Genomic DNA, 23,455 nt, shown 5'->3' with positions numbered 1-23,455 from the left:
TTCATCACCCATCCTTTTTTCTGAAATCAGCTAGGGAACAAATACAGTCTTATTCTCATCATTTAGAACAAAGTCGTAATAATTCATATCATCCCTGAGAGTCCAGTTCATTTTTTTCCAAAACTTATTACCAACCTCATTTGTCACAAACGCATTAAGGCAAACCTTGTTTATCTTCTCCTTTTTAAGCTGCATGCAGCAAAAGTTCACCATTTTTTTGCCTATACCGTGCATTCTGTACTGCTCGCTCACGCAAACATGGTAAAAACAGGCTCTTCTCCCGTCGTGGCCGCATAAAATAGCGCCCACTATTTTTCCGTCCTCCACATCTACTGCGCTGGTAGTAGGATTTCTTTTTAAAAAGATATCAATTGATTCTCTGGAATCATCTAAAGTCCTAAGCCCAAATCCATGGATTGAATTCCACAGGGCATAGACCTGGTCATAATCTTCAATTGTCATTATACGTACCATTTATGTCTCTCCCCTTATGGACATTTTGGAACAAGTTTAAGCCCTGCTGTCTCGTTTAATCCAAACATAATATTCATATTCTGAACTGCCTGACCTGCTGCGCCCTTTACCAGATTGTCAATTGCACCCATCATGATGATCCTGCCGGTTCTTGCGTCAATCTCAAAGCCTATATCAACAAAGTTGCTGCTCTGCACCCATCTGGTCTCTGGGTAAACGCCATCCTTCAACAATCTGATAAAAATCTCATCCCCATAATACTTCTCGTAGGCCCTTCTAATATCCGAAGAATCTGGAAGTTTACCATCCTTTTTTACAAGTGATGCATATTCTGTAGCAAGAATGCCTCTATTCATAGGAACCAAGTGAGGAGTGAAATTTATCACCATTTTTCTTCCGGCAGCGTATCCAAGCTGTTCTTCTATTTCAGGTGTATGTCTGTGGCTCGCAACCCCATACGGCTTGCAGCTCTCATTGACCTCGCAAAAGAGATTTGCGACCTTGGCGCCTCTTCCTGCCCCTGTCACGCCACTTAAAGCATCAACAATAAGTGTGTCAGGATCAATCAGTCCTTCCTTTATAAGAGGGTAAGCAGTAAGAATTGAGCAGGTTGTATAGCAGCCTGGATTAGCCACAAGTCTTGCGCCCTTAATCTTATCTCTATTAATCTCGCAGAGTCCATAGACAGCCTCATCAATAAACTCTGGTGCCTTGTGCTCTATCTTGTACCATTCCTCATACACCTTCACATCCTTTAGTCTGAAATCAGCTGAGAGGTCAATGACTTTAACCTTATTAAGAATCTCCTCATTTATAAGAGAAGCACATAACCTCTGGGGGGTTGCTGTAAAGATCACATCCACCTTATCTGCAAGTTCTTCCATATTATCATCAAGGCACTTGTCATCTATTATAGAAAAAAGACTTCCAAAAACATTAGAGAACTCTTCTCCCACATAGCTTTTGGAGCCATACCATACAACTTCTGCCTCAGGGTGACCTAAAAGGATCCTGGCAATTTCTGCCCCTGCATAACCTGTTGCACCAATAATTCCAACCTTTATCATCTCTTGCATCCTCTCACATATAGTATTTGGAACTAAGAATAATATTTTTCAGTATACGACCACAAATTGTATTATGCAATAGAAAATTTAATATTTATGCATCACTTTATGTATTTTTTAAATATTTATGCATTTTATATTGCATTTTATACATTTTTGTTTTATATTGATTTGGAAGCAACTATTTAGTGAACGTTTTTAGCTTACATTTTAATAGTTGGGGAAGTCGTACATATATAATAATAAACGATTAAATAATAAGAAGAAAGATGAGGTTACGATAATGGCAAAAGAAAAAGTTATTCTTGCATACTCTGGTGGTCTCGATACTACAGCTATCATTCCATGGCTCAAGGAGAATTTTGATTACGAAGTAGTCTGTGTCTGCATTGATTGCGGCCAGGAAGAAGAACTTGACGGTCTCAATGAAAGAGCTCTTAGCTGTGGTGCCAGTAAGCTATACATTCTTGATGTTGTAGATGAATTCTGTGATGAATACATTGTTCCTTGCGTTCAGGCTCATGCTGTATATGAGAACAAGTACCTTCTCGGCACATCCATGGCACGTCCACTCATTGCCAAGAAACTTGTAGAAGTTGCCAGAAAGGAAGACGCTGTTGCAATCTGCCACGGAGCTACAGGAAAAGGCAATGATCAGATCCGTTTTGAGCTTGGCATAAAGGCTCTAGCGCCTGATATCAAGATCATCGCAGCCTGGAGAAATGACAAGTGGACCATGGATTCTCGTGAATCAGAGATTGAATACTGCAAGGCACATGGAATCAATCTTCCATTTTCTGCAGACTCAAGCTACAGCAGAGACCGTAACCTCTGGCATATTTCACATGAAGGCCTTGAGCTTGAAGATCCTTCACTTGAGCCCAATTACAAGCATCTCTTAGTTCTGGGCAAGACTCCAGAAGAGGCTCCAGACGTTCCTACAACTGTCACTATGACCTTTGAGGGCGGTGTTCCTAAGTCCGTCAATGGAAAAGAGATGAAGGTTTCCGATATTATCCGCACTCTCAACAAGCTTGGCGGAGAGAATGGAATTGGTATCGTTGATATCGTTGAGAACCGCGTTGTTGGAATGAAGTCCCGCGGCGTTTATGAAACTCCAGGCGGAACAATTTTATATGAGGCTCATCAGCAGCTTGAAGAGTTGATTTTAGACCGTGATACCTATACAATGAAGAAAGATATGGGCAACAAATTTGCCGATATAGTTTATGAAGGGAAATGGTTCACTCCTCTAAGAGAAGCTGAGCAGGCTTTTATTCAGTCAACACAGAAGTATGTAACAGGTGAAGTTACCTTTAAGCTCTACAAGGGTAATATCATTAAGGCTGGCACCAAGTCACCTTACTCTCTCTACAATGAGAGCATTGCATCTTTCAAGACTGGTGATCTCTATGATCATCACGACGCAGAAGGCTTTATCAATCTCTTTGGCCTTTCTTCTAAGGTTCGTGCCATGAAGATGCAGGAAGTAGAATCAAACAATAACTAAATGAATTCTTTGTTTCTTATAATCATATATTTGGTAATCACAAACTTTCTAGGGTTTGCCTTAATGGGAATAGACAAGCGGAGGGCCAGGAAAAATGCCTTCCGCATTCCTGAGGCAACCCTATTTTCAGTTGCCATAGTTGGGGGCAGCATCGGATCTATTATTGGAATGTTCCTTTTTAGACACAAGACCAAACACTGGTATTTCCTTGTTGGAATGCCTTTGATACTACTTATCCAGATTGGTCTTGTAGCTCTTTTGTTCTGGCTTCCAATATCTTTTAGCTTTATTTAAATATTTTTGGGGAGGATAGGAAAATGCATATTGCGGTATGCGATGACAACATAGCAGACAGAAAGCAAACAGAGAGGCTTTTGGGGAGGCAGTCTGACAGGTTTTTCAAGGAATCTGGCGAACGTCTTTATATAGACTCTTATGGTAATGTTGAAGCCTTTTTGCGCTATCCACAGATGTACGATGGCCTGTTTATCGATATGACAACAAGCACTCCTACCGGGTTTGAAATAGTTAAACTCTTACTGGACGCAGGGGTAGTTCGTCCAATAATACTGTGCGTATCAACTATTGATTACCGTAAGGAGTATGAAGAATCAGGTCTTGATATACCAAACCTGATGTTCATCGACAAGCCTATAAGAGTTGCAGAGCTTACAAGCACCATGGACGAGATTCGCAAAATTAAGGGCGACCCTATTCCAACACTGGAACTTAGAGGTAAGGAAGGTGCTTTTTACGCCAAAAACGACGATATAGTTTACGCCAAAAGAAAAGGCGCCGAAGTCATAGTACAGATTGCAGACGGCAGAACCATAACTCTTATTGATGATATTTACAACTTCTACGACCAGTGCGTTATCTTCCCGCAAATCTGCCCTATAAACGACAATGCCATAATCAATATAAATCACATCAAAAAGGTCGGTTTTGGCAAGGTTACTATGGATGATGACGAGAGCTTTAGGATCTCTCTTTCCTATAGAAATGCCATTTCCGAAGCTAGAGAAATAGTCAAGAATCTTAGCAATAAAAGCGATAGTTAAATTGTAATCAATGCATTTACTAATGGGTCAGTAAATGTTATTATCTAAAAAGATTTTTTACCAAATGGAGGCTTTATGAGTTATAAAATTGTAGTTGATAGTTGTTGCGACCTTCCATCAGAATACAGAAAAGACCCAAGATTTCAGATTATTCCACTTATCTTACAGATAGATGAGCATACTATTATTGATGACGAAACCTTTGATCAGGCAGATTATCTGGCCAAGGTAGCAGCTTCTGACAGCTGTGCCCGAACAGCCTGCCCTTCACCTGAGCTTTATATGAAGTCCTTTGTAAGTGATGCTGAGGATATTTACGTTGTTACCCTCTCTTCCAAGCTTAGCGGCAGCTACAACAGCGCCCTTCTAGGCAAAGACTTATATCTGGAAGAATACGGACACAAGAATATCCATATTGTTGATTCTCTTTCAGCATGCTGCGGCGAAGCTCAGATTGCTCTAAAAGCCATGGAACTGGCTGATAGCGGCATGTCTTTTGACAAAGTAGTTGAAGCTCTTGAGAAATTCAGAGACGAGATGCTTACTTATTTTGTTCTTGACTCACTGGAAACACTTCGCAAAAACGGCCGTCTTACAGGCGTCAAGGCCCTTGTAGCTACTACGCTCAATATCAAGCCTGTATGTTGCGGTGTTAAGGGGGAAATAGCCCAGAAGAGCCAGGGAATAGGCATAAGAAAAGCTCTTATCAAAATGACAGAGCTTGTTGCTGGAGAAATATTAAACCCGGAAGAAAAGACCCTTATGATAACCCACGTAAACTGCTACGAAAGAGCTGCAGTTGTTAAGGATCTCCTTCTTAAAAAGATTCCCTTTAGAAAGGCACTTATAGTAGATGCAGCAGGCGTAGCCACAACCTACGCAGGCGATGGAGGAATCGTAGTTACCTGCTGATTCTTTTGACGCTTTCGCCTTCTATCATATGGCCCTCGAGGATCATGATTCCCTGTCTGTACCTCTCTCCGCTTATCTTACGGATAAGGTTCAGGATTGCATTTCTACCCATCTCATAGGTATCAACTCCATAGGTGGTAAGCTTTATGTCGCATAACCCAGGGAAAAGATAATTATCATATCCTACAACGGATATGTCCTCAGGCACTCTATAACCACTTTCATTTAGTTTTCTAATAAGCATGCTTGCAGCCATATCACAGTTACAGAAAAAGGCTGTAGGCATCTTTTTTGGGAGTTTAAAGAACTTATTATAGTCCATCACTCCAGTTTCCAGATCCCTGTCATAAATGATCCAGTCACCCCTGTAGGGCTGCCCATGTTCCATAAGAGACTTGGTATATCCAAGATATCTGTCTGTAATAACTCCTGAAGCCAATATTGTTCCAACAAAGGCAATATCCTTGTGCCCCATGTCAAAGAGATAATTTGTCAGGCAATATGCTCCATTATAGCTATCAGATACAACCGCGTCCTCATCACCAGAGTGATTGCAGAAATCAAGAAAAACCATAGGAATTCCGCTCTGCTCCTTGATTGCAGAAAGGTACTCCTGATCAAGCCTTCCAACTACAACAATCCCCTCTATCTTTTTATCCTCAACAAGGCGAGGGATTACCTTATTTTTCTCATTATCAGCAGAAATAACTTCAAGCATAGTAAAACAGCCCCTATCCATGGCTATCTGTGATACCTGCTGATGCATTCTGGTATAAAAAGAGCTATACTCGCTCATGAAATTTTCAGAAATAAGAACACCAATGGTATAACTTTTATTGGAGAAATCCTGTTTTCTTGAAACAGAAGGAACATAGCCCATTTCATCAGCAAGAGCATGAATCTTTTCCCTAAGATCTTCACTCATACCCTTCTGTCCAGAAAGAGCCTTGGATACTGTAACTGTGCTAACACCTATTCTGTCTGCAATATCTTTAAGTCTAACTGTTTTTGACATACTTTTTCTCCTTTATTACGATAATAATAGTATAAACTAATTTTAAGTTGCAATGCACTAATTAATTTATCCAATATTATGCAAAAAGGACCATTTTATTTTATTCATTATTACATATTGCAAAATACATAATTTCTCATTCTTTTCATGGTATACTTAAATACAATAAATAAAAAGGAACAAAGGAACACAATGATCGCAGTACTAGCTTCAAATAAAAAAGAATTCATGACAAAACTTCTTACATCAGATATATTCGATAACTTTCTGGTAGAAGAAGCCACAATAGATACCTTCAACACCTTCCATATTGACGGTAATATCCATAAAGATTTCTACAAAAATGACGGCGAACTTTCAGATGACATGCCACTTTTAGATTATTCAAAATGGAGCGATCTAAAGGGAATCTGCTTTGACCTTATAAAGGGTAAAAGAACTCCTCTTTCTTTTAAATTCACTTTTCATCCGGGACAGGCAATGAAAAATGAAGTATTAGAAAAGGCTGGGCTTAACATAAACCCTGAAGACGTTCTCTTAGGTCTTAATATACGTTTTTCAAACGGCAATATCATACTTACAACAGGCTGCGCCTTTAGGGTCTTTTCACTAGATAAAACAATAGAAAAAGCCTGGGATGAATTCATCCCAAGCTTTCTTGAAAAATCTAATATTAATACAAAAGAATATGAATAAAACAACTCATCAGCTATGCCTGATACTTCTGTAAGATAGCAATAAGCTCATCATATTTAGGTTTTATCTCATCATACTTTTCCTTATAGCCATCCATTGAGCCGGCCCTTAAGATTTCAGTAAGATCACGGACTGGTGTAAGGAACCCTTTAAGTCCCAGGTTAGCGCCTACGCCCTTCAAAGTGTGTACTGCCTTAAAGGCTTCTGTGACATTCCCTTCTTCTAAAAATCTGGTCAGATCATTCATGCTCTGGTCATTCAAAAACTTGAACATAAACTTGGCAATGAGGTCCTCATTACCCATAAATCTGTCCAGGATTTCGTCCCAGTCTACACCCCACTCTATCAGTTCGGCTTTAAAAGCAGCATCCATAATCAAACCATACCTTTCACGAAAAAAAGTACAAATTCGAACTCATATAGTAATTGTATATCATATAGGTGTCAAAAGTCAAAACGCCTACATGCTTATTCTATAGAACTTAGTTTCTCCGCCTGATCAGCTGCTATGAGGCTGTCTATGATCTCATCTATATCTCCATCCATGATCTGATCAATCTTATAAAGAGTAAGGCCAATCCTGTGGTCTGTAACTCTTCCCTGATGGAAATTGTAGGTTCTGATCTTCTCTGATCTGTCTCCACTTCCTACCTGACTCTTACGAAGCTGAGCCTCATTGTTGTGCTTCTTTTCCTGCTCAAGTTCATAGAGCTTGGCTCTAAGCACTCTAAGTGCCTTAGCCTTATTCTGCTGCTGGCTCTTTTCATCCTGACAGGAAATTACTATTCCAGTAGGAAAATGAGTAAGTCTTACTGCAGAGTCTGTGGTATTAACGCACTGTCCGCCGTTACCAGATGCTCTGAAAACATCAAACTTGCAGTCATTCATATCTATCTCAACTTCCACATCCTCAACCTCAGGCATGATTGCAACTGTGATTGCAGAGGTATGGATTCTACCACCTGACTCTGTAGCAGGAATTCTCTGAACTCTATGAACTCCACTTTCAAATTTAAGCCTTGAATAAGCTCCATTTCCCTTTATCATAAAGCTCACAGTCTTGATGCCGCCAATACCGATATCTTCAACGCTCATGGTCTCCACACGCCAGTTCTGACGCTCTGCATATCTTGTATAAAGCCTGTACATATCTGCTGCAAACAAAGCTGCCTCGTCGCCGCCAACGCCCGCTCTTATCTCAACTATTACGTTCTTGTCATCATTAGGATCCTTGGGCAAAAGAAGAATCTTAAGGCGGTTCTCAAGCTCAGGAATCATGTCCTTGGCATTTGCAAGTTCTTCCTTGAGCATTTCCTTCATATCTGGGTCACTCTCTTCATCCAGCATCATAAGGCTCTCTTCCATGGTTTCCTTGCATTTTTTGTACTGGTTATAGCACTCTACAAGCGGCTCTAAGCTCTTTTGCTCTTTCATAAGCTTTCTGAATCTGTCCTGATCAGAGATCACAGACGGTTCATTAAGTTCCATACTAATATCTTCATATTTTCGTATTATATCTTCTATTCTATCAAACATATCCTTATCCTCTATTAGTCACTTCTTACAGGCATAAACATAATCATCCCAATAACGCTAATAGAAGCAGGCGCTTACAACCCTGTCGTTACCGCCAAGATCCTTTATCACCTGGATATCATGAAATCTGCCATTGGCCTCTAGCATTGATACAAGAGCTTCCCTCTGGTCATAGCCTATTTCCATCAGTAAATATCCGCTGGAATTCAAATACTCAGATGCCTTGTCTACGATTCTCCTGTAGAACACAAGGCCATCTTCATCTCCATCAAGAGCAAGCCTGGGCTCATAATCTCTTACTTCTGGAGCCAGCTCCTTAATTACCTCGCTGGCAATATATGGAGGATTTGAGACAATAATATCAAACTTGCCCATCCCTTCTGTAGGGAAAAGATCTGTCTTTATAAAGGTTGCTCTATTGGAAAGCCCAAGTTTATCCGCATTCTCCCTTGCAACCTCAAGTGCTCCTTCAGAAATGTCAGTGCACACAGCGCTTGTATTATTTGTATAATTTAAAAGACTTAGTGCTATGCAGCCTGAGCCTGTGCAGAGATCCATAAATCTCATTCCATCCTCAAGATATCTCATAGCCTCTTCCACTAAAATTTCTGTATCCTGCTCAGGAATAAGCACGTTTTTGTTAACACAAAAATCAAGCCCCATGAAGCTCCAGGAGCCAATTATATATGCAACAGGCTCACGCTCAGCCCTTCTGTCAATAAAGCCCAGATACTTCTCAGTGTCTGCGCCTGAAACCTCCAAATCAGGATGTGCCAAAAGGGTGCTGTGATCTGTTCCACACACATATTCCAAAAGGAGCCGGGCATCAAGCTTAGCTTCTGCAATCCCGGCTCTTTCTAATTTCTCTATTCCATTTATATATAAATCTTTGTAATTACTCATCTGTCTCTTCGTCGTCTTTTAACCAACTGTCGTCTATTTCGTAGCCAAAGGAGTCCTTTAGGAATTCCTTCCAGTCAAAAACAGCCTCTACTGATCTGATAGCAACCTCTATCATATCATCATCAGGCTCCTTGGTAGTCAGCTTCTGAAGCCAAAGTCCTGGTGCTGAGATCAGCCTTACAAGGAAGAACTCTGTTCTGCCCGCAAGTCTTATAATCTCGTAAGAGATTCCTGAAATAACAGGAATAAGAAGAATTCTGATCAGTACTCTAAGTGCATAAGAGTCTACTCTAATAAAGAAAAAGAGAATAATACTGATCACCATAACAAAGAGAATAAAGCTACTTCCGCATCTCTTGTGGAGTCTTGAACTCTTCTTGACATTTTTAACGGTGAGAGGTCTACCTTTTTCAATGCAGTTAATACACTTGTGTTCCGCGCCATGATACTGGAACAGTCTTCTAATATCCTTCATACAGGAAATAAGAAGAATATAGAGAATAAAAATTACTATTCTAAGCACGCCCTCAATGATAGCAATCACAGACTCATTTCTGATATATTTACCAAGCACCTCAGAAAGAGCATATGGAAGGACCATAAAAAGACCTATAGCAAAAAGGAAGGATACGATAGTAGTCACAACCATAAGGAAGGTATCCTCATGTCCTCCGGAAACCACATCAAGTTCTTCATCCAGCTTGGATGGCTTCTCTGGAGCCTCCTCATAAAAGGAAGAAGAAAAATTAAGTGACTTAAGTCCCAAAATAAGTGAATCTATAAAGACAAATATTCCTCTTACAAAAGGAATGCTAAGGAGCTTACTCCCATAAGCAAGACCATGATATTCATCTATCTCTACAGCTATTTCTCCATTGGGCTTTCTGACAGCAACAGCGTACATATCCTTGTTCTTCATCATAACGCCTTCAAGTACTGCCTGTCCGCCTATTCCTGAATAATGCTTAACCTTACGTCTCTTCATACACTACCTCAAGCTAAAATACTTTATTTTGTAAAAAGAAAAGAGGCCGAGGCTAATGCCTCAACCTCTTAAATTCTAATAGCTCAATCACTGGTTGTTCATGCCGTATTTCTTGTTGAACTTATCAATACGTCCACGAGCACTTGTAGCCTTCTGCTGGCCAGTATAGAATGGATGGCACTTTGAGCAAATTTCTACGTGAATCTCGCTCTTTGTTGATCCAACTGTGAATGTGTTACCGCAGTTGCAAGTAACAGTGGCCTGATGGAATTCTGGCTGAATGTCCTGTCTCATCTCTTCTCACCTCTCTATATACAAAAAATCTTCTAATTAACTATAGTTACCGCTGTCCACAACAGCTATATAAATATAACATACTTATGCTATATTCGCAAGTACTTTTTATAACGATTTATTATTATGCTACATTTTCTGTAGGAACAACGCCTGTAGAAGTGTAGTTCTTGTAGGCCTTGTTCATCTTATATGTTGTAACAACAGCATATACACCAGCTACAATAATAAGCCAGCCGCCGCCAGTATGAAGAACAAATATACAGATCACAAAATTAAAGATACTGTATGCAAGCAGTATAACAGAAGCTATAAAGCTCTTCTTCCAATGAATTATACCACCAAGCACTCCAAGAATAACCGCGTCAATTGGGAAACCACCGCCAACAAGCTGCGCAATAAGTGTGATTGCTGCGCATACATAGCAGATTATAGCACATGCATTAGCATTCTTTTTCTGTTTCTCCATAGCAGGAAGATTGATAAACTCTTCCTTGGTCAGCTGCTGATACTGTCCAGCCTGATTATACTGGTTGTACTGCATATACTGAGCATTCTGGCCATTAAACATAGGAGCGCCCTGCATAGGCTGTGCATACTGATTGTTCTGTGCATACTGCATGTTCTGAGGATTCTGCTCATACTGCACGTTCTGTGCATACTGTGAATTCTGTGCGTACTGTGAATTCTGTGCGTACTGCTGTGCACCAGCATCAACCGCATTATTGTCAAGTGCAGCTCCACAATTAGTACAGAACTTAGATCCGTCAGCGTTCTCTGCACCACAATTGTTACATTTCATGATCAAACTCTCCTTTTTCCAAAAACTCCATCCCGAAAAACTTCGCCTAGTTTATCACACTTTTTCGATTTTGTGAAGTGCTCTGTTAAGAAACTGTCTTGTCCTCTCCTGCTGGGGATTTCCGAATATCTCTGAAGGCGTTCCCTGTTCTACCACTCTTCCACCGTCCATAAATACTACTCTTGATGCAACCTCCTGAGCAAACGACATTTCGTGAGTCACAACAACCATAGTAGTTCCTTCCAGGGCAAGTTTTTTCATAACCTCTAAAACCTCTCCTGTAAGTTCTGGATCAAGAGCACTTGTAGGCTCATCAAAAAGAATCACCTTAGGCTCAGGGGCAATTGCTCTTGCAATCGCAACTCTCTGCTGCTGGCCACCTGACAATTCACCAGGGTAGTATCCCGCTCTGTCAAGCATCCCTACCTTAGCAAGATGCTCAAGTGCTATCTCTTTTGCCTTGTCCTTGTTCATCTTGCGGGCTGTTACAAGGCCCTCCATGACGTTCTCAAGAGCAGTCATATTATTAAAAAGGTTAAAGCTCTGGAAGACAAAGCCCATTTCCATTCTAAGCTTCCTGATATCTGCCTTTGAAATGTGGGCCATATCTCCGTGATAATCATCAAAGGTTATCTCGCCAATATCAGATGTCTCTAAAAAGCTCATACACCTTAGAAGAGTTGTCTTACCAGATCCGGACTGGCCTATTATGGCCACCACTTCGCCCTTGTCCACTTTAAAGTCCATTCCCGCAAGGACTCCGGTTCCAGAAAAAGACTTATGTAAATTATGTATTTCAAGCATATTTTGTCACCTTATCCTTACCATCACTTTTCCATACCAGCTTCTTTTCAAGATATCTCTGAAGCCAGGTCAAAAGAGTTGAAAAAATCAGATAAATAAAAGCTGCCTCCAGATATAGGGCAAAAGGCTCATAGGTTCTGGCCGCAATCTGCTGAGCAGTTGTAAAAAGATCTATGACTGTAATGCTAGATGCCAACGCAGTATCCTTAAGAAGGCTTATCAGGTTGTTAAAAAGATTTGGAAAAGCCACAGGGAAGGACTGGGGCAAAATAACCCTTACCATAGCCTGAGGATAGTCAAGGCCTATCATGTAGGCTGCCTCAAGCTGCCCCTTTGGAATTGCCAAAATAGCTGACCTGAAAACTTCAGCATTATAGGCACCAAGGTTAAGTCCAAAAGCCAGCACAGCAGCAGGAAATGCGTCAAGAATAATTCCAACATTTGGAAGTCCAAAGAAAATAATAAAGAGCTGCACTATCAAAGGTGTTCCACGAAATACCCAGATATAAAATCTGGCAATCTGACGCAGCACCTTGATATTGGCTACCTGAACAAGGGCCAGTAAAAGACCTATAGCAAGGCTCAATGCAAATGATAACAAAGTCAAGGGTATTGTGATCTTTATACCTGGTATCAGAATCTTGAAAAAGGAACTTGTGATAATTTCAACTAATCTATCGTCCATCAGTAAATCTCTTTCATGTCATTTTTCTTTATATCAATATCATTGTTACTAGCAATAGCTGGAATATTAGCATTTCCCTTATATTCCGAGAAAAAAAGAAGGTGCACCATGGCACCATCTCATTATATCTTACTTGGTTATATCCTGGCCAAAGTATTTAGTGGAAAGCTCTGAAAGTGTGCCATCAGCAGCCATTTCCTGTATTGCCTCATCTATGGCAGCTCGTAGAGAAGCTGATTCATCGCCCTTTCGAAGAGGTATTGAAACCTCAGAAGCTTCATCAGTAAGAGCAACTATCTTAATAGGAGCATCTGGGTGCTCGCCAAGGTAATCATAGAAAGAAACCTCAGCATTGAGTGTTGCATCTACTCTTCCTGATAATACCATATCGATAGTCTCTGAAAGTGTGTCTATATTCTGAACATCTGCGCCAAGATCTGCAGCCATATCTGCATAGGTTGAACCAAGAGAATTACTTGTCTTCTTGCCTTTAAGGTCATCAAAGGTTGTAATCTCAGTGTTATCATTCTTAACTACAAGTGCAGTTCTGATATAAGCATATGGAGTAGTGAAATCATATTTCTCTTTTCTAAGATCTGTGATTTCAACACCATTTATGATGCAGTCGTATCTTCCGCCATCAAGGCCAGCAAAAAGTCCGTCCCACTCGCCTTCTACAAACTCAGCTTCTACACCAAGGCGCTTTGCTATCTCTTTACCAACCTCTGTGTCAAATCCAACAAGTTCTCCAGACTCATCATGATAAGTCCATGGAGCCCACTGGCCTTCCATTGCAATGATGATCTTGCCCTTTTCCTTGATAGCAGCAAGCTGATCTGCAGCTGTATCTGCCAGTGTCTGAGCAGCTACACTGTTTTCTGCAGCTCCATTAGATGGATTAGAAGTTGTCTCATTTGAATTGCCGCAGCCTGCAAGTAATCCAGCAAGCATTGTTGTAGCAACAGTTATTCCTAAAAATCTTTTACTCTCGAAAAGTTTCATAATCATGTCTCCTCATATCGTTTTGCGCAATATAATTGCATTTGTTTAAACGTATTGTACATGATAAATCCGCATATGTCAAAATCCTATCTCTTTACTAGGATTTTACAGTTAAAAGAAATCTCTTTCAATAAACATATCTTTAATTATTTATTAAGATATTTTTTGAGTTTATTTCTGATTCTCTGCATAGCATTATCTGTAGATTTCTCATCCCTTGAAAGGACTGCCGAAATCTGCTTTATGCTCATGCCTGTGATATAAAGATCCAGCACCTGGCTCTCCAAGGGACTAAGCTCTCTTTCTATAGCCTCTTCCAGAGCCTTAAGGTTTTCCTGGTCAATGATATGCTGCTCCGGAATAAAGCTTGAATCCGATTCCAGAACCTCCTCAAGAGATGGTGATATATCCTCGCTCCCATCTTCTCTTTTGGCATAAATAGAAATATAACTGTTGAGGGGCGCATGTTTCTTCCTGTTAAGAGACTTTATAGCAGAATAGATCTGCCTTGAGATACAAAGATCCGCAAAGGTGGCAAAACTTGCATCTCTACCGTAGTCGTAGTCTCTCACAGCCTTAAATAGACCAATCATGCCCTCCTGAATAAGGTCATCCTTGTCTGCTCCCAGGATAAACATGGAAGTAGCTTTTTTCCTGACCAGATTCTTGTACTTGTTCATGATGTAGTCTATCGCGCCTGAATCTTCGTCATCATGTATAGAAAGAATTATTTCCTCATCAGTTTTATCTTTGTATTTGCTATCGCTCATCCCATCCTCTGTCTTACAACTTCAAACGCAAGAACTCCGCATGCTACCGAAGCATTAAGGGAATCAATATCTCCCTTCATAGGGATTGAGGCAATCATGTCACACTTTTCGCGGACAAGACGGCTTACTCCGCTTCCCTCATTTCCAATAACAAGGCCAATAGGTCCTTTTAAGTTAAGCTGATACATTGTGGTTCCGCCCATATCAGCGCAGGCAAACCAAAGCCCCTTATCCTTGAGGTCTTCGATAGTATTGGCAATATTGGTCACCTTGGCAACTGGTGTGTAATTGATTGCTCCAGCTGATGCCTTGGCTACAGTTGCTGTAAGAGATGCTGCTCTGTGCTTGGGAATTATAACTCCGTGAGCCCCAGCCAGATTCGCTGTTCTGATAATAGCTCCAAGGTTGTGAGGATCCTCGATATTATCAAGAATGATAATAAACGGGTCTTCACCTTTTTCTTTTGCCCTTGCAAGAATATCATCAACCTCAGCATAGTTGTAGGATGCGCCGTAGGCTATAACTCCCTGATGCTTGCCAGTTTCAGAAATCTGGTCAAGTCGCTCTTTTTTGGCAAAAGAAATAACGGTATCCTTGTGCTTTTTTGCCTCTCTTAAAATAGTCTGCACAGGTCCATCCTTGCAACCATCCAAAATAAAGAGTCTGTCTATGGTCTTACCTGACCTGAAAGCCTCCAAAACCGCATTCCTGCCCTCTATTATCCTGCTCTCAAAATTTTCTTCCATATTTCATAATCCTTATATATTACTAAAATCCGCTGTTCCAGACACCTATACACGCATGCCTGCTAAACCTTTGTACCTACAGTTATCAAAACGACTATAATTTTCAATCCCATGTTCAATCCAGAATATCTAGACCAAGTTTCTCAATTCCCAGTTTTACTAACTCACAGGCTCTGTCCATGTTATCTGTAAGATATAAAAAGCCCATAACAGCCTCAAAGCCTGTGGCATCAAGATACTCAATTGTTGATGCATTCTTGGCCTTGGTGTGAGGCTTGGAATTGCGACCTCTTCTATAGTAATCCTGCTCTTCTTCGGTAAGTTCATCCATGATAGCCTTGACCATATCAGACTGAGTCTTGGCTTTAACAATACTGCTGGCCCTCTTGTGCAGGTTGTTAACAGCAGTATTACCCTTATTAACCAGGATTGATCGAATGATCACATCAAAGATTGCATCACCTATATAAGCAAGAGTCAGAGGAGAATAAGTTCTGATATCCTGAGACTCTATACCAAATTTGCTATTTAAATATTCATTTAAATCAGCTGCCATTTAACGCCCTCTCTGGTGTCCTTGATCTCTACACCCTTTTCAAGAAGCTCTGCTCTTATGGCATCAGCAGTTGCAAAATCCTTGTTCTTCTTGGCCTGAGCGCGTCTCTCAATAGCATCAAGAATGAACTTCTCAAGCTCAGGATCAACATCTGCGTCCTGTGAAAGTGCCTTGGCATGTCCGATCAGATCAAGAGAAAGAACTTTATCAAAACTCTCTACAAGAGCAAGCTTAGTTGCATCGTTTGTATCAGCCTTAAGCGCATCATAAAGAACAGTTGTAGCCATTGAAGTATTAAGGTCGCCGCATACAGCATCTGCGAACTTCTCCTCAAACTCTTTTTTAACCTTCTCATCAACTGCGCCATCTTCCTTGAGCTCAGAAGCTCTCTTAACAAGCTTGTTATAAGCAGCTACAGCCTGATCAAGGGCCTCATATGAGAATTCCAAAGGCTTTCTATAATGTGACTGAAGACAGAAGAACCTGTATACAAGAGGATCATAGCCCTTTTCCTTTAAAAGAGATACAGTAAGGATTGCACCCTTTGATTTACTCATCTTGCCTGACTTGTCATTAAGATGATTTGAATGGAACCAGTATTTGCACCACTCATGTCCAAGGTAGCTCTCTGACTGTGCAATCTCATTGGTGTGATGAGGGAAAATATTGTCAACACCACCGCAGTGAATATCGATATACTCTCCTAAATGCTTCATAGAAATGCATGAGCACTCAATATGCCATCCTGGATAACCAACACCCCATGGGCTATCCCACTTAAGTGCCTGGTCTTCAAATTTAGACTTTGTAAACCAGAGAACAAAGTCTGTCTTGTTCTTCTTGTTGGCATCTTCCTGTACATCGTCACGAACGCCCACCTGAAGTGCCTCTTTTTCTACCTCAGATGAGAAAACGTAGTAATCCTTGAGCTTGGATGTGTCAAAGTATACGTTTCCACCAGCAACATAAGCATAGCCCTTCTTAAGAAGTGTCTCTACCATGTTGATGAACTCTGGAATGCAGTTTGTAGCAGGCTCTATAACATCAGGGCGCTTATTGCCAACTGCATCAAAATCAGCAAAGAAAGCATCAGTGTAGTACTTGGCAATTTCCATAACAGTCTTGTGCTCTCTCTTTGCGCCAGCAAGCATCTTATCTTCGCCTGTGTCAGCATCAGATGAAAGATGTCCAACATCAGTGATGTTCATGACTCTTTTCACATCATAGCCTGCATATGCAAGGGCCTTGATAAGTACGTCCTGCATAATGTAGGTTCTGATATTTCCAATGTGAGCATAGTGGTAAACGGTAGGTCCGCAGGTGTACATTGAAACCTTGCCTTCCTCCCTTGGGGTAAACTCCTCTACCCTTCTATCTAGCGTATTATAAAAAGAAAATTTGTGTGCCATTTTTATCTATTTCTCCTGATTTATTATTCTATCTTCCAGCTAAATTAAATAGCTATGTATATCTATTTTTCTGTATCTGCAAGCAGCTATTTTAGATGTCTTGCTTCTCTATTTTCTGCATATATACTGATACGTGTTATCGCCTTGTTCTAACAATTACTGCCTCTGACAGCCCGGGCAGCTGCTACATTGGTCAGCGCTTTCGCTGTCAAAAACTGTGGCACCTCTGTCAAACATAGAGGTAAGGCTACATATTGCCTGAGAAGATATGCCCTCTCCCGCTCCTGTAAATCCAAGGCCTTCCTCTGTAGTTGCCTTGACATTGACCTGTGAAATCTCGATTCCAAGATCATCAGCAATATTCTGCCTCATAGTATCAATGTGCGGTCTCATCTTGGGAGCCTGAGCAATTATGGTTGCATCAATGTTCTCAACAAGGTAATTCTCCTCTTCAAGCATCCTGGCCACTTCGCGAAGAAGAGCTCTGGAATCAGCTCCCTTATATCTTTCATCTGTGTCAGGGAAGTGTTTACCTATATCTCCAAGAGCTGCTGCTCCCAAAAGTGCATCCATTATAGCATGTAAAAGAACATCCGCATCCGAATGTCCAAGTAATCCCTTTTCATATGGAATCTTAACACCACCTATGATAAGGTCTCTCCCTTCCACAAGCCGGTGCACATCATATCCCATTCCAACTCTCATGTCAAATTCCTCGTACTTTCGCAATTCTACTAAAATTCGGAAGCCGCAAGTTTACCAGGTAAATTGCTTATTCCTCATATTTGTTAGGTCATAAAAAAAACAACTCAACAATAAATGCAGTAAAGCAGGAAATACCTGCAACTGTTAGAAGGCTCTTTTTGTTAAAGGCCAGTATAAGCGCCATAGCAAAACCTGCAACGGAAGAATAAATGTGATCCGTAGCAGATAAAATAGCAGGAAACGTCATAGCTGCCAGCGTTGCATAGGGCACATAATGCAAAAAAGATTTGACAAAAGTGCTCTTTATCTCTTTCCTGATAAGAGTAAGTGGCAGCATCCTGATAAGGTAAGTTACAGCCGCCATAAGGAGGATATAAAGATAAACTCTACTCATGCCTTCTCCTCCCTGACTGGTGCTACTATTGCTGCTACTGCCGCAACAACTACTGTTACTATTATAATCCTAAAACCTGCAGAAATCATTTTAAGGTATGGAGCATAGGTAAATACACAGCTCATGGCCATAGATGAAATGACAACTGCCGCAATAGCCTTGCTCACCCTAGTCTCTGGAATGATGATTGCAATAAACATGCCGTAAATTGCAAGTCCAAGGCTACTAATAAATATCTGTGGCAGGATCTGGCCTGCAACTGAACCAAGGATTGTTCCAAGAACCCAGCCAAATACAGATGTGATAATAAGGCCGTATGAAAACAGCGGATAGAGCGGCCCCTTTTTAAAAATGCTCACAGCAAATATCTCATCCGTAACGCCATAGGAAATTCCCATCCTATGAAGAGTATTCACATCGGCTCCAAGCTTCTGAGAAAGAGCTGTAGACATCAGCATATATCGCAGATTTATTATAAACTGCAGTATTGCCAGTTCCACAAAACTTCCATTTCTAGCTATAACTTCCAGAGCTGAGAACTGACCTGCACTGGTCACATTCAAAAGAGAAGTCATAGCTGCCTGAAATGGAGTCATTCCAATCTTGGAACTCTCTATTCCAAAGGCAAAAGATACTGCTATATAGCCAAGGCAAATCGGTATTGCGCTCTGGCATCCCAAAAGAAAATCCCTAAACGTACCTTTTTTCATAATCTCCCAACATCCTCATATGTCATTTAATTACTGTGTTGCCAGCTTTTGACACCTATATGATATACGAATTGCTTTGTTTCTTCGAAACTCACGCAATTCTACAAATATTCGTAAATCGCTAATTTACTTCGTAAATTGCTTATTCCTCATATTTGTTCGGGTCATAAATTCAAAATGCTTAGCATGCGAGCATGTAAGCATTTTGAATTTTGACACCTATATCATAATATATATTTTTATTGAGATTCAATCAAGGTGGTAAAATTATCCAATGCAGTAACTGGCAGCATATCAGGCATTTCTATCCGAACTATATTATGTTATACGAATTGCTCCACGACTTACGTCTTTTTCGCAATTCTACATCATTTTATAGCATCCACTACTGCCTCAATATCATCTGTCTTAAGGCTCCCCTGAACCATCTGGGCTGAGCCGCCGCCCTTTGCCCCAAACTGTGTTCTCAGCATGTTGGCAATTTCCCTGCAATCCTTGTCCTTATTAGAAGTTCCAACTATAAATCTGTAGCCTTCTGCCGTGCTGCCTGCAAAGACGCCGCAAAAGCCGCTGTGATCTGCGGTCAGGAGATTCACAAGTTTCCTCATTGCATTGCTATCAAGATTCTTTTTGATAAGTACTACATTTTCAAGGGTCTTGTCTATCTCTTTTACCTCTGCCTCTATAAGGGCGCTGGTTGCCTCAGAAAGCTCCTGTTTGAGCTCAGAATTAGCGTTAGATAACTTCTTCACAGCAGTAATTACATTTTCAGAAGCAGTTGTGAACATGCCTGAAAGCTCAGACACTATCTCATGTTCCTTGTTAAGATAGTCCATAGCTCTTTTGCCACACAAAATGTACACGCGCACGCCGCCCTTGTAGTTCTGAAGGCCAACAACCTTCAAAAGTCCTATCTCTCCGGTTCTAAGTACGTGTGGTGCGCAGCAGGCACAAATATCAACGCCTGGAATAGTCACAATTCTCACATCCCCTGTAAGTTCCTTCTTGCTGCGATATGGAATATTCTCTAGTCTGCTTTCTTCCGGAAACTCACATAAAACCTCAAGATTCTGCCATATAACTTCATTGGCCTTTGCTTCAATCTCCTTGATCTCCTCCTGAGTTATAGGCCCATTGTAATCCATGGTAACTTCCGAATCACTTAGATGAAAGCCCACATTATCATAGCCAAACCTGCTGCAGACAAGCCCTGAGAAAATGTGCTCTCCTGTGTGCTGCTGCATATTTGAGAACCTGTGACTAAAGTCAATCACACCGTGAACTGTGGTTCCCACAGGGATTTCCCTGTCAACAAGATGTCTGATCATCGCAAAATGCTTGTCCGGTTTATTTCCTGCATTCCCGTCCAAATTATCGCCTTCATTCATCTTGCCATCACATTCCTGTTCACTGATGCTCACATGTAGGACCTGAGCTCTCTTAGCTCCATCCTCAAACTCCAGAACGCCGCCATCACTTCCCTGTCCCCCCTGCTCCGGGAAAAAAGCTGTCTTATCCAGGATTATTTCATACATATCCTGTGAATTGCTAGCTTCTGTAATCTTGCTAGTTTCTGCATTCCCACTTGCTTGTGCCTTACTGGCTTGTTCTTTACTTGCCTGTTCTTTACTTGCTTGTTCTTTACTTGCTTGTTCTTTACTTGCTTGTTCTTTACTTGCTTGTTCTTTACTTGCTTGTTCTTTACTTGCTTGTTCTTTACTTGCCTGCATCTCGCTCGCTTGTGCCTTACTTGGATTAATCTCGCATTTCCTACAGTCTACAACCTTGGCCACAAACTCACTAATATACGCACTTGTATAATACAATTCTTCTGTCATATCTATCTCCATCCCACATGCTGCCATCCTGCATACTGACTAATCTTTCTATGTAGCACAATTTAATGATATATGACAAGCATGTATTTTCTTGTCTGATCAACATTATTGCAATATTCTACCATAACTAGTTATTGAACTTAAAGTTTCATTTTAAGCCAGTCTGATTCACTCTTGTCATGCATAATTTAGATTTGTTCTCTTTTTGCATCACTTGAACCCCAGCATGTCATGCATAATTTTGATTTGTTCTTCTTTTGCATCACTTGAACCCTGGCCTGTCATGCATAATTTTGATTTTCTCTTTTTTTGCATCACTTGAACCCCGGCTTGTCATGCATAATTTTGTTTTTCTCTTTTTTTGCATCACTTGAGCCCCAGCTTGTCATGCATAATTTTGATTTGTTCTTTTTTTGCATCACTTGAACCCAGACTTGTCATGCATAATTTTGATTTTTTCTTTTTTTGCATCACTACTTCAACGCAAAGTCATGCAAAATCTCATATTTCACTTTTCTTGCATCACTGCCTCGGCACAAAGTCATGCAAAATCTCATATTTCACTTTTCTTGCATCACTGCCTCGGCACAAAGTCATGCATAATTTTGATTTGTTCTCTTTTTGCATCACTGCCTCGGCACAAAGTCATGCAAAATCCCACATTTCACTTTTCTTGCATCACTGCCTCGGCACAAAGTCATGCAAAATTTTGATTTGTTCTCTTTTTGCATCACTTGAACCCTGGCCTGTCATGCAAAATTTTGATTTTTTCTCTTATTTTGCTTCACTTGACCATAGGAATTTCGGAGAAATTTCAAAAAAAGAGACTGCATCATGCAGTCTCTAGTGGAAGATCTGAGAGTTCTTCTAATACTCTTCTCTTGACAACATCTTTTTCTGTCTCAAGAGAAAATGCAAGCTCAGTGTAAAGAAGCTTTTCAGCCATATTCAGGTATTTCTCATTAAGCATGGCAAATTTCTTGCCCTCCGCCTCGCGGGTAGCCTTGATCCTGCGAAGAGCCTTCACAAGGCCCATCATCTCTTCGGCTACATTTCTCTTAATGATATCAAGTATTGCGGGCTCAGCCTTCTTACCCTCAGGAAGCTCAATTTCCGGAGTTCCCTCAATATCATCTATTAATCCTTCAGCATAGTCAGCGCTAATGACTTCACGTATCTTGTCCTCGGCACCCTCTACTGGAACATAGAGGACACTTCCGGCATCCACAGCGGAAATCATCATGTAATACTGTTTCTCTTTTCCCCTCTCAAGAAACGATGGCACGAGAATTTCTCGAACCTTGCATAAACCATGACTACCGTAAATAACGCACTCTCCAATATTTAACATTGTGTTCCTCCTTGATCTGAAACAAAACCATCTGCTAACTTGAAAGCGCTTTCACAGCTGAGGATTAAAAAGACATGGTGTGGGTAGAATCCTTGGTTCCCCATTACCATGTCCTTACTCGCATGTTGTAATTATAACATAATATTACTTTTTTTGTAACACTTTTGCGCGCAAAAAACTCAAAAAAATTTGTGTATCATATGGACAAAGCATTCATTTTATCTGCCTTTTCCCGCCATATAATCTTCTCTGGTAATTACACTGATGTTCTCAATACGAGTCTCTCCAAGCATAGGTATTTTCGAAGTTTCATTGGTATATAAATGCTTAAATCCACATTTTTCCTGAACCTTCTGAGACCTTGTATTTCCCTGAAAGTATCCGCAAAAGATCCTGTTTAGTCCAGTATCTTCAAAGCCATGCCGGATAAGCTCTCTGGCCGCCTCAGTAACAAGGCCCCTGCCCCAGAAAGGAAAGCCGATCCAGTATCCAAGTTCTGCTTCTTTCTCTTTAAGAGGCCTCTCAGGACTACCTTTCAGTGTAAGCCCTATACTTCCAACAGGAGCTCTCCCCTGGCCTTTAAGGCAAATTGCATAAACCTCGTCCTTAGCAAAAATGGTCCGTATAACGGCCCTGGAATAGTCTTCATCCCTATGGGGAAGCCAGCCTGCAGCCGGCCCTATACGCTCATCGCTTGCATATTTAAAGAGGCTGGATGCATCTTCATCTTTCCAGCCCCTAAGGATCAGTCTTTCAGTTTCTAATACGTATCCCATATCAAAGACTCATATACTGGAAGCCAGTCTTGGCAGTAAAGGCATCCATAGATTTTTTGAACAGGGTAAAATACGCCTCTTCCTTGTGCATAGCTTCGTGGGATAGGAAATAAATGACCTTACCACTCTTTATGTCCCACTCAATATCGTGCTGCGGGTCAAGCGCCATGATATCCTTAAAAGAAAGTCCGTACTTTTCTCTGCAAAAATCATCCTGGTTGTCCATATCCATTACCAGCTCTATGATCTTGTTCTTGGTCTTAAGAAGATTGTCGCACTGTTCCAGCATGATCTGCTGAACAATATTGAGAGAGTTGATCTCGTAACCAACAAGCTTCATGTCACCAATGATCCTGTCAAAATCAACAGCACACAGTTCAAATGGATCCACCTTGTTCTCACCATAGCCAAAAACAGCATTGTAAAGCTCTTCGTTCATATGAATCTCCTTTCC

Annotated in this window: 28 protein-coding genes; 5 read left to right on the top strand and 23 right to left on the bottom strand. The window is 40.8% G+C overall.

Annotated elements, in window-relative coordinates; all coding sequences use genetic code 11:
* Window positions 1-30 precede the first annotated feature (30 nt).
* Both BLO53_RS11545 and argC read right to left on the bottom strand, forming a co-directional pair.
* A complete protein-coding gene (locus BLO53_RS11545) occupies window positions 31-474 on the bottom strand; it encodes a GNAT family N-acetyltransferase (RefSeq protein ID WP_092061706.1) in 444 nt (147 codons plus the stop codon).
* Window positions 475-488: 14 nt separating this feature from the next.
* Window positions 489-1,541, bottom strand: coding sequence for an N-acetyl-gamma-glutamyl-phosphate reductase (argC, locus tag BLO53_RS11540; RefSeq protein ID WP_092061703.1), 1,053 nt, complete (start codon window positions 1,539-1,541; stop codon window positions 489-491).
* A gap of 283 nt (window positions 1,542-1,824) precedes the next feature.
* On the opposite strand from argC, the gene BLO53_RS11535 reads away from it, so the two are divergent.
* From BLO53_RS11535 to BLO53_RS11520, 4 genes are all read left to right on the top strand, one after another.
* On the top strand, window positions 1,825-3,051 hold the full coding sequence (locus BLO53_RS11535; protein WP_092061700.1) for an argininosuccinate synthase: 1,227 nt from the start codon (window positions 1,825-1,827) through the stop codon (window positions 3,049-3,051).
* A complete protein-coding gene (locus tag BLO53_RS11530; protein WP_176757258.1) occupies window positions 3,052-3,345 on the top strand; it encodes a DUF1294 domain-containing protein in 294 nt (97 codons plus the stop codon).
* 23 nt (window positions 3,346-3,368) lie between these two features.
* Window positions 3,369-4,112 (top strand): response regulator, encoded by a 744-nt coding sequence (locus BLO53_RS11525; RefSeq protein ID WP_092061696.1) that lies wholly within the window; start codon window positions 3,369-3,371, stop codon window positions 4,110-4,112.
* A 75-nt stretch (window positions 4,113-4,187) separates the two neighbouring features.
* Window positions 4,188-5,024: a DegV family protein gene (locus tag BLO53_RS11520; RefSeq protein WP_092061693.1), complete on the top strand. Its 837-nt coding sequence runs from the start codon at window positions 4,188-4,190 to the stop codon at window positions 5,022-5,024.
* Here the strand turns inward: BLO53_RS11520 and BLO53_RS11515 are convergent.
* Window positions 5,014-6,039: a substrate-binding domain-containing protein gene (locus BLO53_RS11515; protein ID WP_026488086.1), complete on the bottom strand. Its 1,026-nt coding sequence runs from the start codon at window positions 6,037-6,039 to the stop codon at window positions 5,014-5,016. The two genes, BLO53_RS11520 and BLO53_RS11515, sit on opposite strands and share 11 nt — an antisense overlap.
* A 192-nt stretch (window positions 6,040-6,231) precedes the next feature.
* Here BLO53_RS11515 and BLO53_RS11510 point away from each other — a divergent pair, with 192 nt between their 5' ends.
* Window positions 6,232-6,735 carry a DUF5721 family protein gene (locus tag BLO53_RS11510; protein WP_092061690.1) on the top strand — a complete coding sequence of 168 codons (504 nt, stop codon included), beginning with the start codon at window positions 6,232-6,234 and terminating at the stop codon, window positions 6,733-6,735.
* Window positions 6,736-6,748: 13 nt separating this feature from the next.
* Here BLO53_RS11510 and BLO53_RS11505 read toward each other — a convergent pair whose 3' ends face one another.
* The 20 genes from BLO53_RS11505 to BLO53_RS11405 form a co-directional block, all read right to left on the bottom strand.
* Window positions 6,749-7,108 carry an Hpt domain-containing protein gene (locus tag BLO53_RS11505; RefSeq protein WP_092061686.1) on the bottom strand — a complete coding sequence of 120 codons (360 nt, stop codon included), beginning with the start codon at window positions 7,106-7,108 and terminating at the stop codon, window positions 6,749-6,751.
* A 95-nt stretch (window positions 7,109-7,203) separates the two neighbouring features.
* Window positions 7,204-8,271, bottom strand: coding sequence for a peptide chain release factor 1 (prfA, locus tag BLO53_RS11500; RefSeq protein ID WP_026488089.1), 1,068 nt, complete (start codon window positions 8,269-8,271; stop codon window positions 7,204-7,206).
* Window positions 8,272-8,328: 57 nt separating this feature from the next.
* On the bottom strand, window positions 8,329-9,174 hold the full coding sequence (gene prmC, locus BLO53_RS11495; RefSeq protein WP_092061683.1) for a peptide chain release factor N(5)-glutamine methyltransferase: 846 nt from the start codon (window positions 9,172-9,174) through the stop codon (window positions 8,329-8,331).
* A complete protein-coding gene (locus tag BLO53_RS11490) occupies window positions 9,167-10,159 on the bottom strand; it encodes a DUF1385 domain-containing protein (RefSeq protein WP_092061680.1) in 993 nt (330 codons plus the stop codon). The genes prmC and BLO53_RS11490 overlap by 8 nt, the downstream gene beginning before the upstream one ends.
* 87 nt (window positions 10,160-10,246) lie before the next feature.
* A complete protein-coding gene (gene rpmE, locus BLO53_RS11485; protein WP_026488091.1) occupies window positions 10,247-10,453 on the bottom strand; it encodes a 50S ribosomal protein L31 in 207 nt (68 codons plus the stop codon).
* A gap of 124 nt (window positions 10,454-10,577) precedes the next feature.
* On the bottom strand, window positions 10,578-11,255 hold the full coding sequence (locus tag BLO53_RS11480) for a zinc ribbon domain-containing protein (RefSeq protein WP_092061677.1): 678 nt from the start codon (window positions 11,253-11,255) through the stop codon (window positions 10,578-10,580).
* A 54-nt stretch (window positions 11,256-11,309) separates the two neighbouring features.
* A complete protein-coding gene (locus BLO53_RS11475; protein WP_092061674.1) occupies window positions 11,310-12,059 on the bottom strand; it encodes an amino acid ABC transporter ATP-binding protein in 750 nt (249 codons plus the stop codon).
* Window positions 12,052-12,744 (bottom strand): amino acid ABC transporter permease, encoded by a 693-nt coding sequence (locus BLO53_RS11470; protein ID WP_092061671.1) that lies wholly within the window; start codon window positions 12,742-12,744, stop codon window positions 12,052-12,054. The genes BLO53_RS11475 and BLO53_RS11470 overlap by 8 nt, the downstream gene beginning before the upstream one ends.
* Before the next feature lie 129 nt (window positions 12,745-12,873).
* Window positions 12,874-13,746, bottom strand: a complete 873-nt coding sequence (locus BLO53_RS11465; RefSeq protein WP_092061668.1) for a transporter substrate-binding domain-containing protein — start codon at window positions 13,744-13,746, stop codon at window positions 12,874-12,876.
* A 146-nt stretch (window positions 13,747-13,892) separates the two neighbouring features.
* Complete coding sequence (locus tag BLO53_RS11460) at window positions 13,893-14,516, bottom strand: sigma-70 family RNA polymerase sigma factor (RefSeq protein WP_092061665.1); 624 nt, start codon at window positions 14,514-14,516, stop codon at window positions 13,893-13,895.
* A complete protein-coding gene (gene rlmB, locus BLO53_RS11455; protein ID WP_092061662.1) occupies window positions 14,513-15,262 on the bottom strand; it encodes a 23S rRNA (guanosine(2251)-2'-O)-methyltransferase RlmB in 750 nt (249 codons plus the stop codon). The genes BLO53_RS11460 and rlmB overlap by 4 nt, the downstream gene beginning before the upstream one ends.
* Window positions 15,263-15,377: 115 nt before the next feature.
* Complete coding sequence (locus tag BLO53_RS11450; protein ID WP_092061659.1) at window positions 15,378-15,818, bottom strand: Mini-ribonuclease 3; 441 nt, start codon at window positions 15,816-15,818, stop codon at window positions 15,378-15,380.
* Window positions 15,803-17,227, bottom strand: coding sequence for a cysteine--tRNA ligase (cysS, locus tag BLO53_RS11445; protein WP_092061656.1), 1,425 nt, complete (start codon window positions 17,225-17,227; stop codon window positions 15,803-15,805). The genes BLO53_RS11450 and cysS overlap by 16 nt, the downstream gene beginning before the upstream one ends.
* A 156-nt stretch (window positions 17,228-17,383) precedes the next feature.
* The gene (gene ispF / locus BLO53_RS11440; RefSeq protein WP_092061653.1) at window positions 17,384-17,932 is read right to left on the bottom strand and encodes a 2-C-methyl-D-erythritol 2,4-cyclodiphosphate synthase; all 549 of its coding nucleotides are present in this window, start codon (window positions 17,930-17,932) and stop codon (window positions 17,384-17,386) included.
* Between the two features lie 88 nt (window positions 17,933-18,020).
* The gene (locus BLO53_RS11435; protein WP_092061650.1) at window positions 18,021-18,326 is read right to left on the bottom strand and encodes an AzlD domain-containing protein; all 306 of its coding nucleotides are present in this window, start codon (window positions 18,324-18,326) and stop codon (window positions 18,021-18,023) included.
* Window positions 18,323-19,036, bottom strand: a complete 714-nt coding sequence (locus BLO53_RS11430; RefSeq protein WP_092061647.1) for an AzlC family ABC transporter permease — start codon at window positions 19,034-19,036, stop codon at window positions 18,323-18,325. Before BLO53_RS11430 ends, BLO53_RS11435 begins: the two co-directional genes overlap by 4 nt.
* Before the next feature lie 368 nt (window positions 19,037-19,404).
* On the bottom strand, window positions 19,405-20,874 hold the full coding sequence (locus BLO53_RS11425; protein WP_176757257.1) for an alanine--tRNA ligase-related protein: 1,470 nt from the start codon (window positions 20,872-20,874) through the stop codon (window positions 19,405-19,407).
* Between the two features lie 832 nt (window positions 20,875-21,706).
* Window positions 21,707-22,225: a CarD family transcriptional regulator gene (locus BLO53_RS11415; protein WP_092061638.1), complete on the bottom strand. Its 519-nt coding sequence runs from the start codon at window positions 22,223-22,225 to the stop codon at window positions 21,707-21,709.
* Between the two features lie 218 nt (window positions 22,226-22,443).
* Window positions 22,444-23,001: a GNAT family N-acetyltransferase gene (locus BLO53_RS11410; RefSeq protein ID WP_092061635.1), complete on the bottom strand. Its 558-nt coding sequence runs from the start codon at window positions 22,999-23,001 to the stop codon at window positions 22,444-22,446.
* A 1-nt stretch (window position 23,002) separates the two neighbouring features.
* Entirely contained in the window at window positions 23,003-23,440 is a 438-nt protein-coding gene (locus BLO53_RS11405) for a hypothetical protein (RefSeq protein ID WP_092061631.1), read from the bottom strand.
* Window positions 23,441-23,455: the final 15 nt, after the last annotated feature.

Origin of the sequence: Butyrivibrio sp. INlla14 (assembly GCF_900102515.1) — a bacterium.
GTDB lineage: Bacteria > Bacillota > Clostridia > Lachnospirales > Lachnospiraceae > Butyrivibrio.
This window is presented reverse-complemented; position numbering and strand designations above follow the sequence as displayed.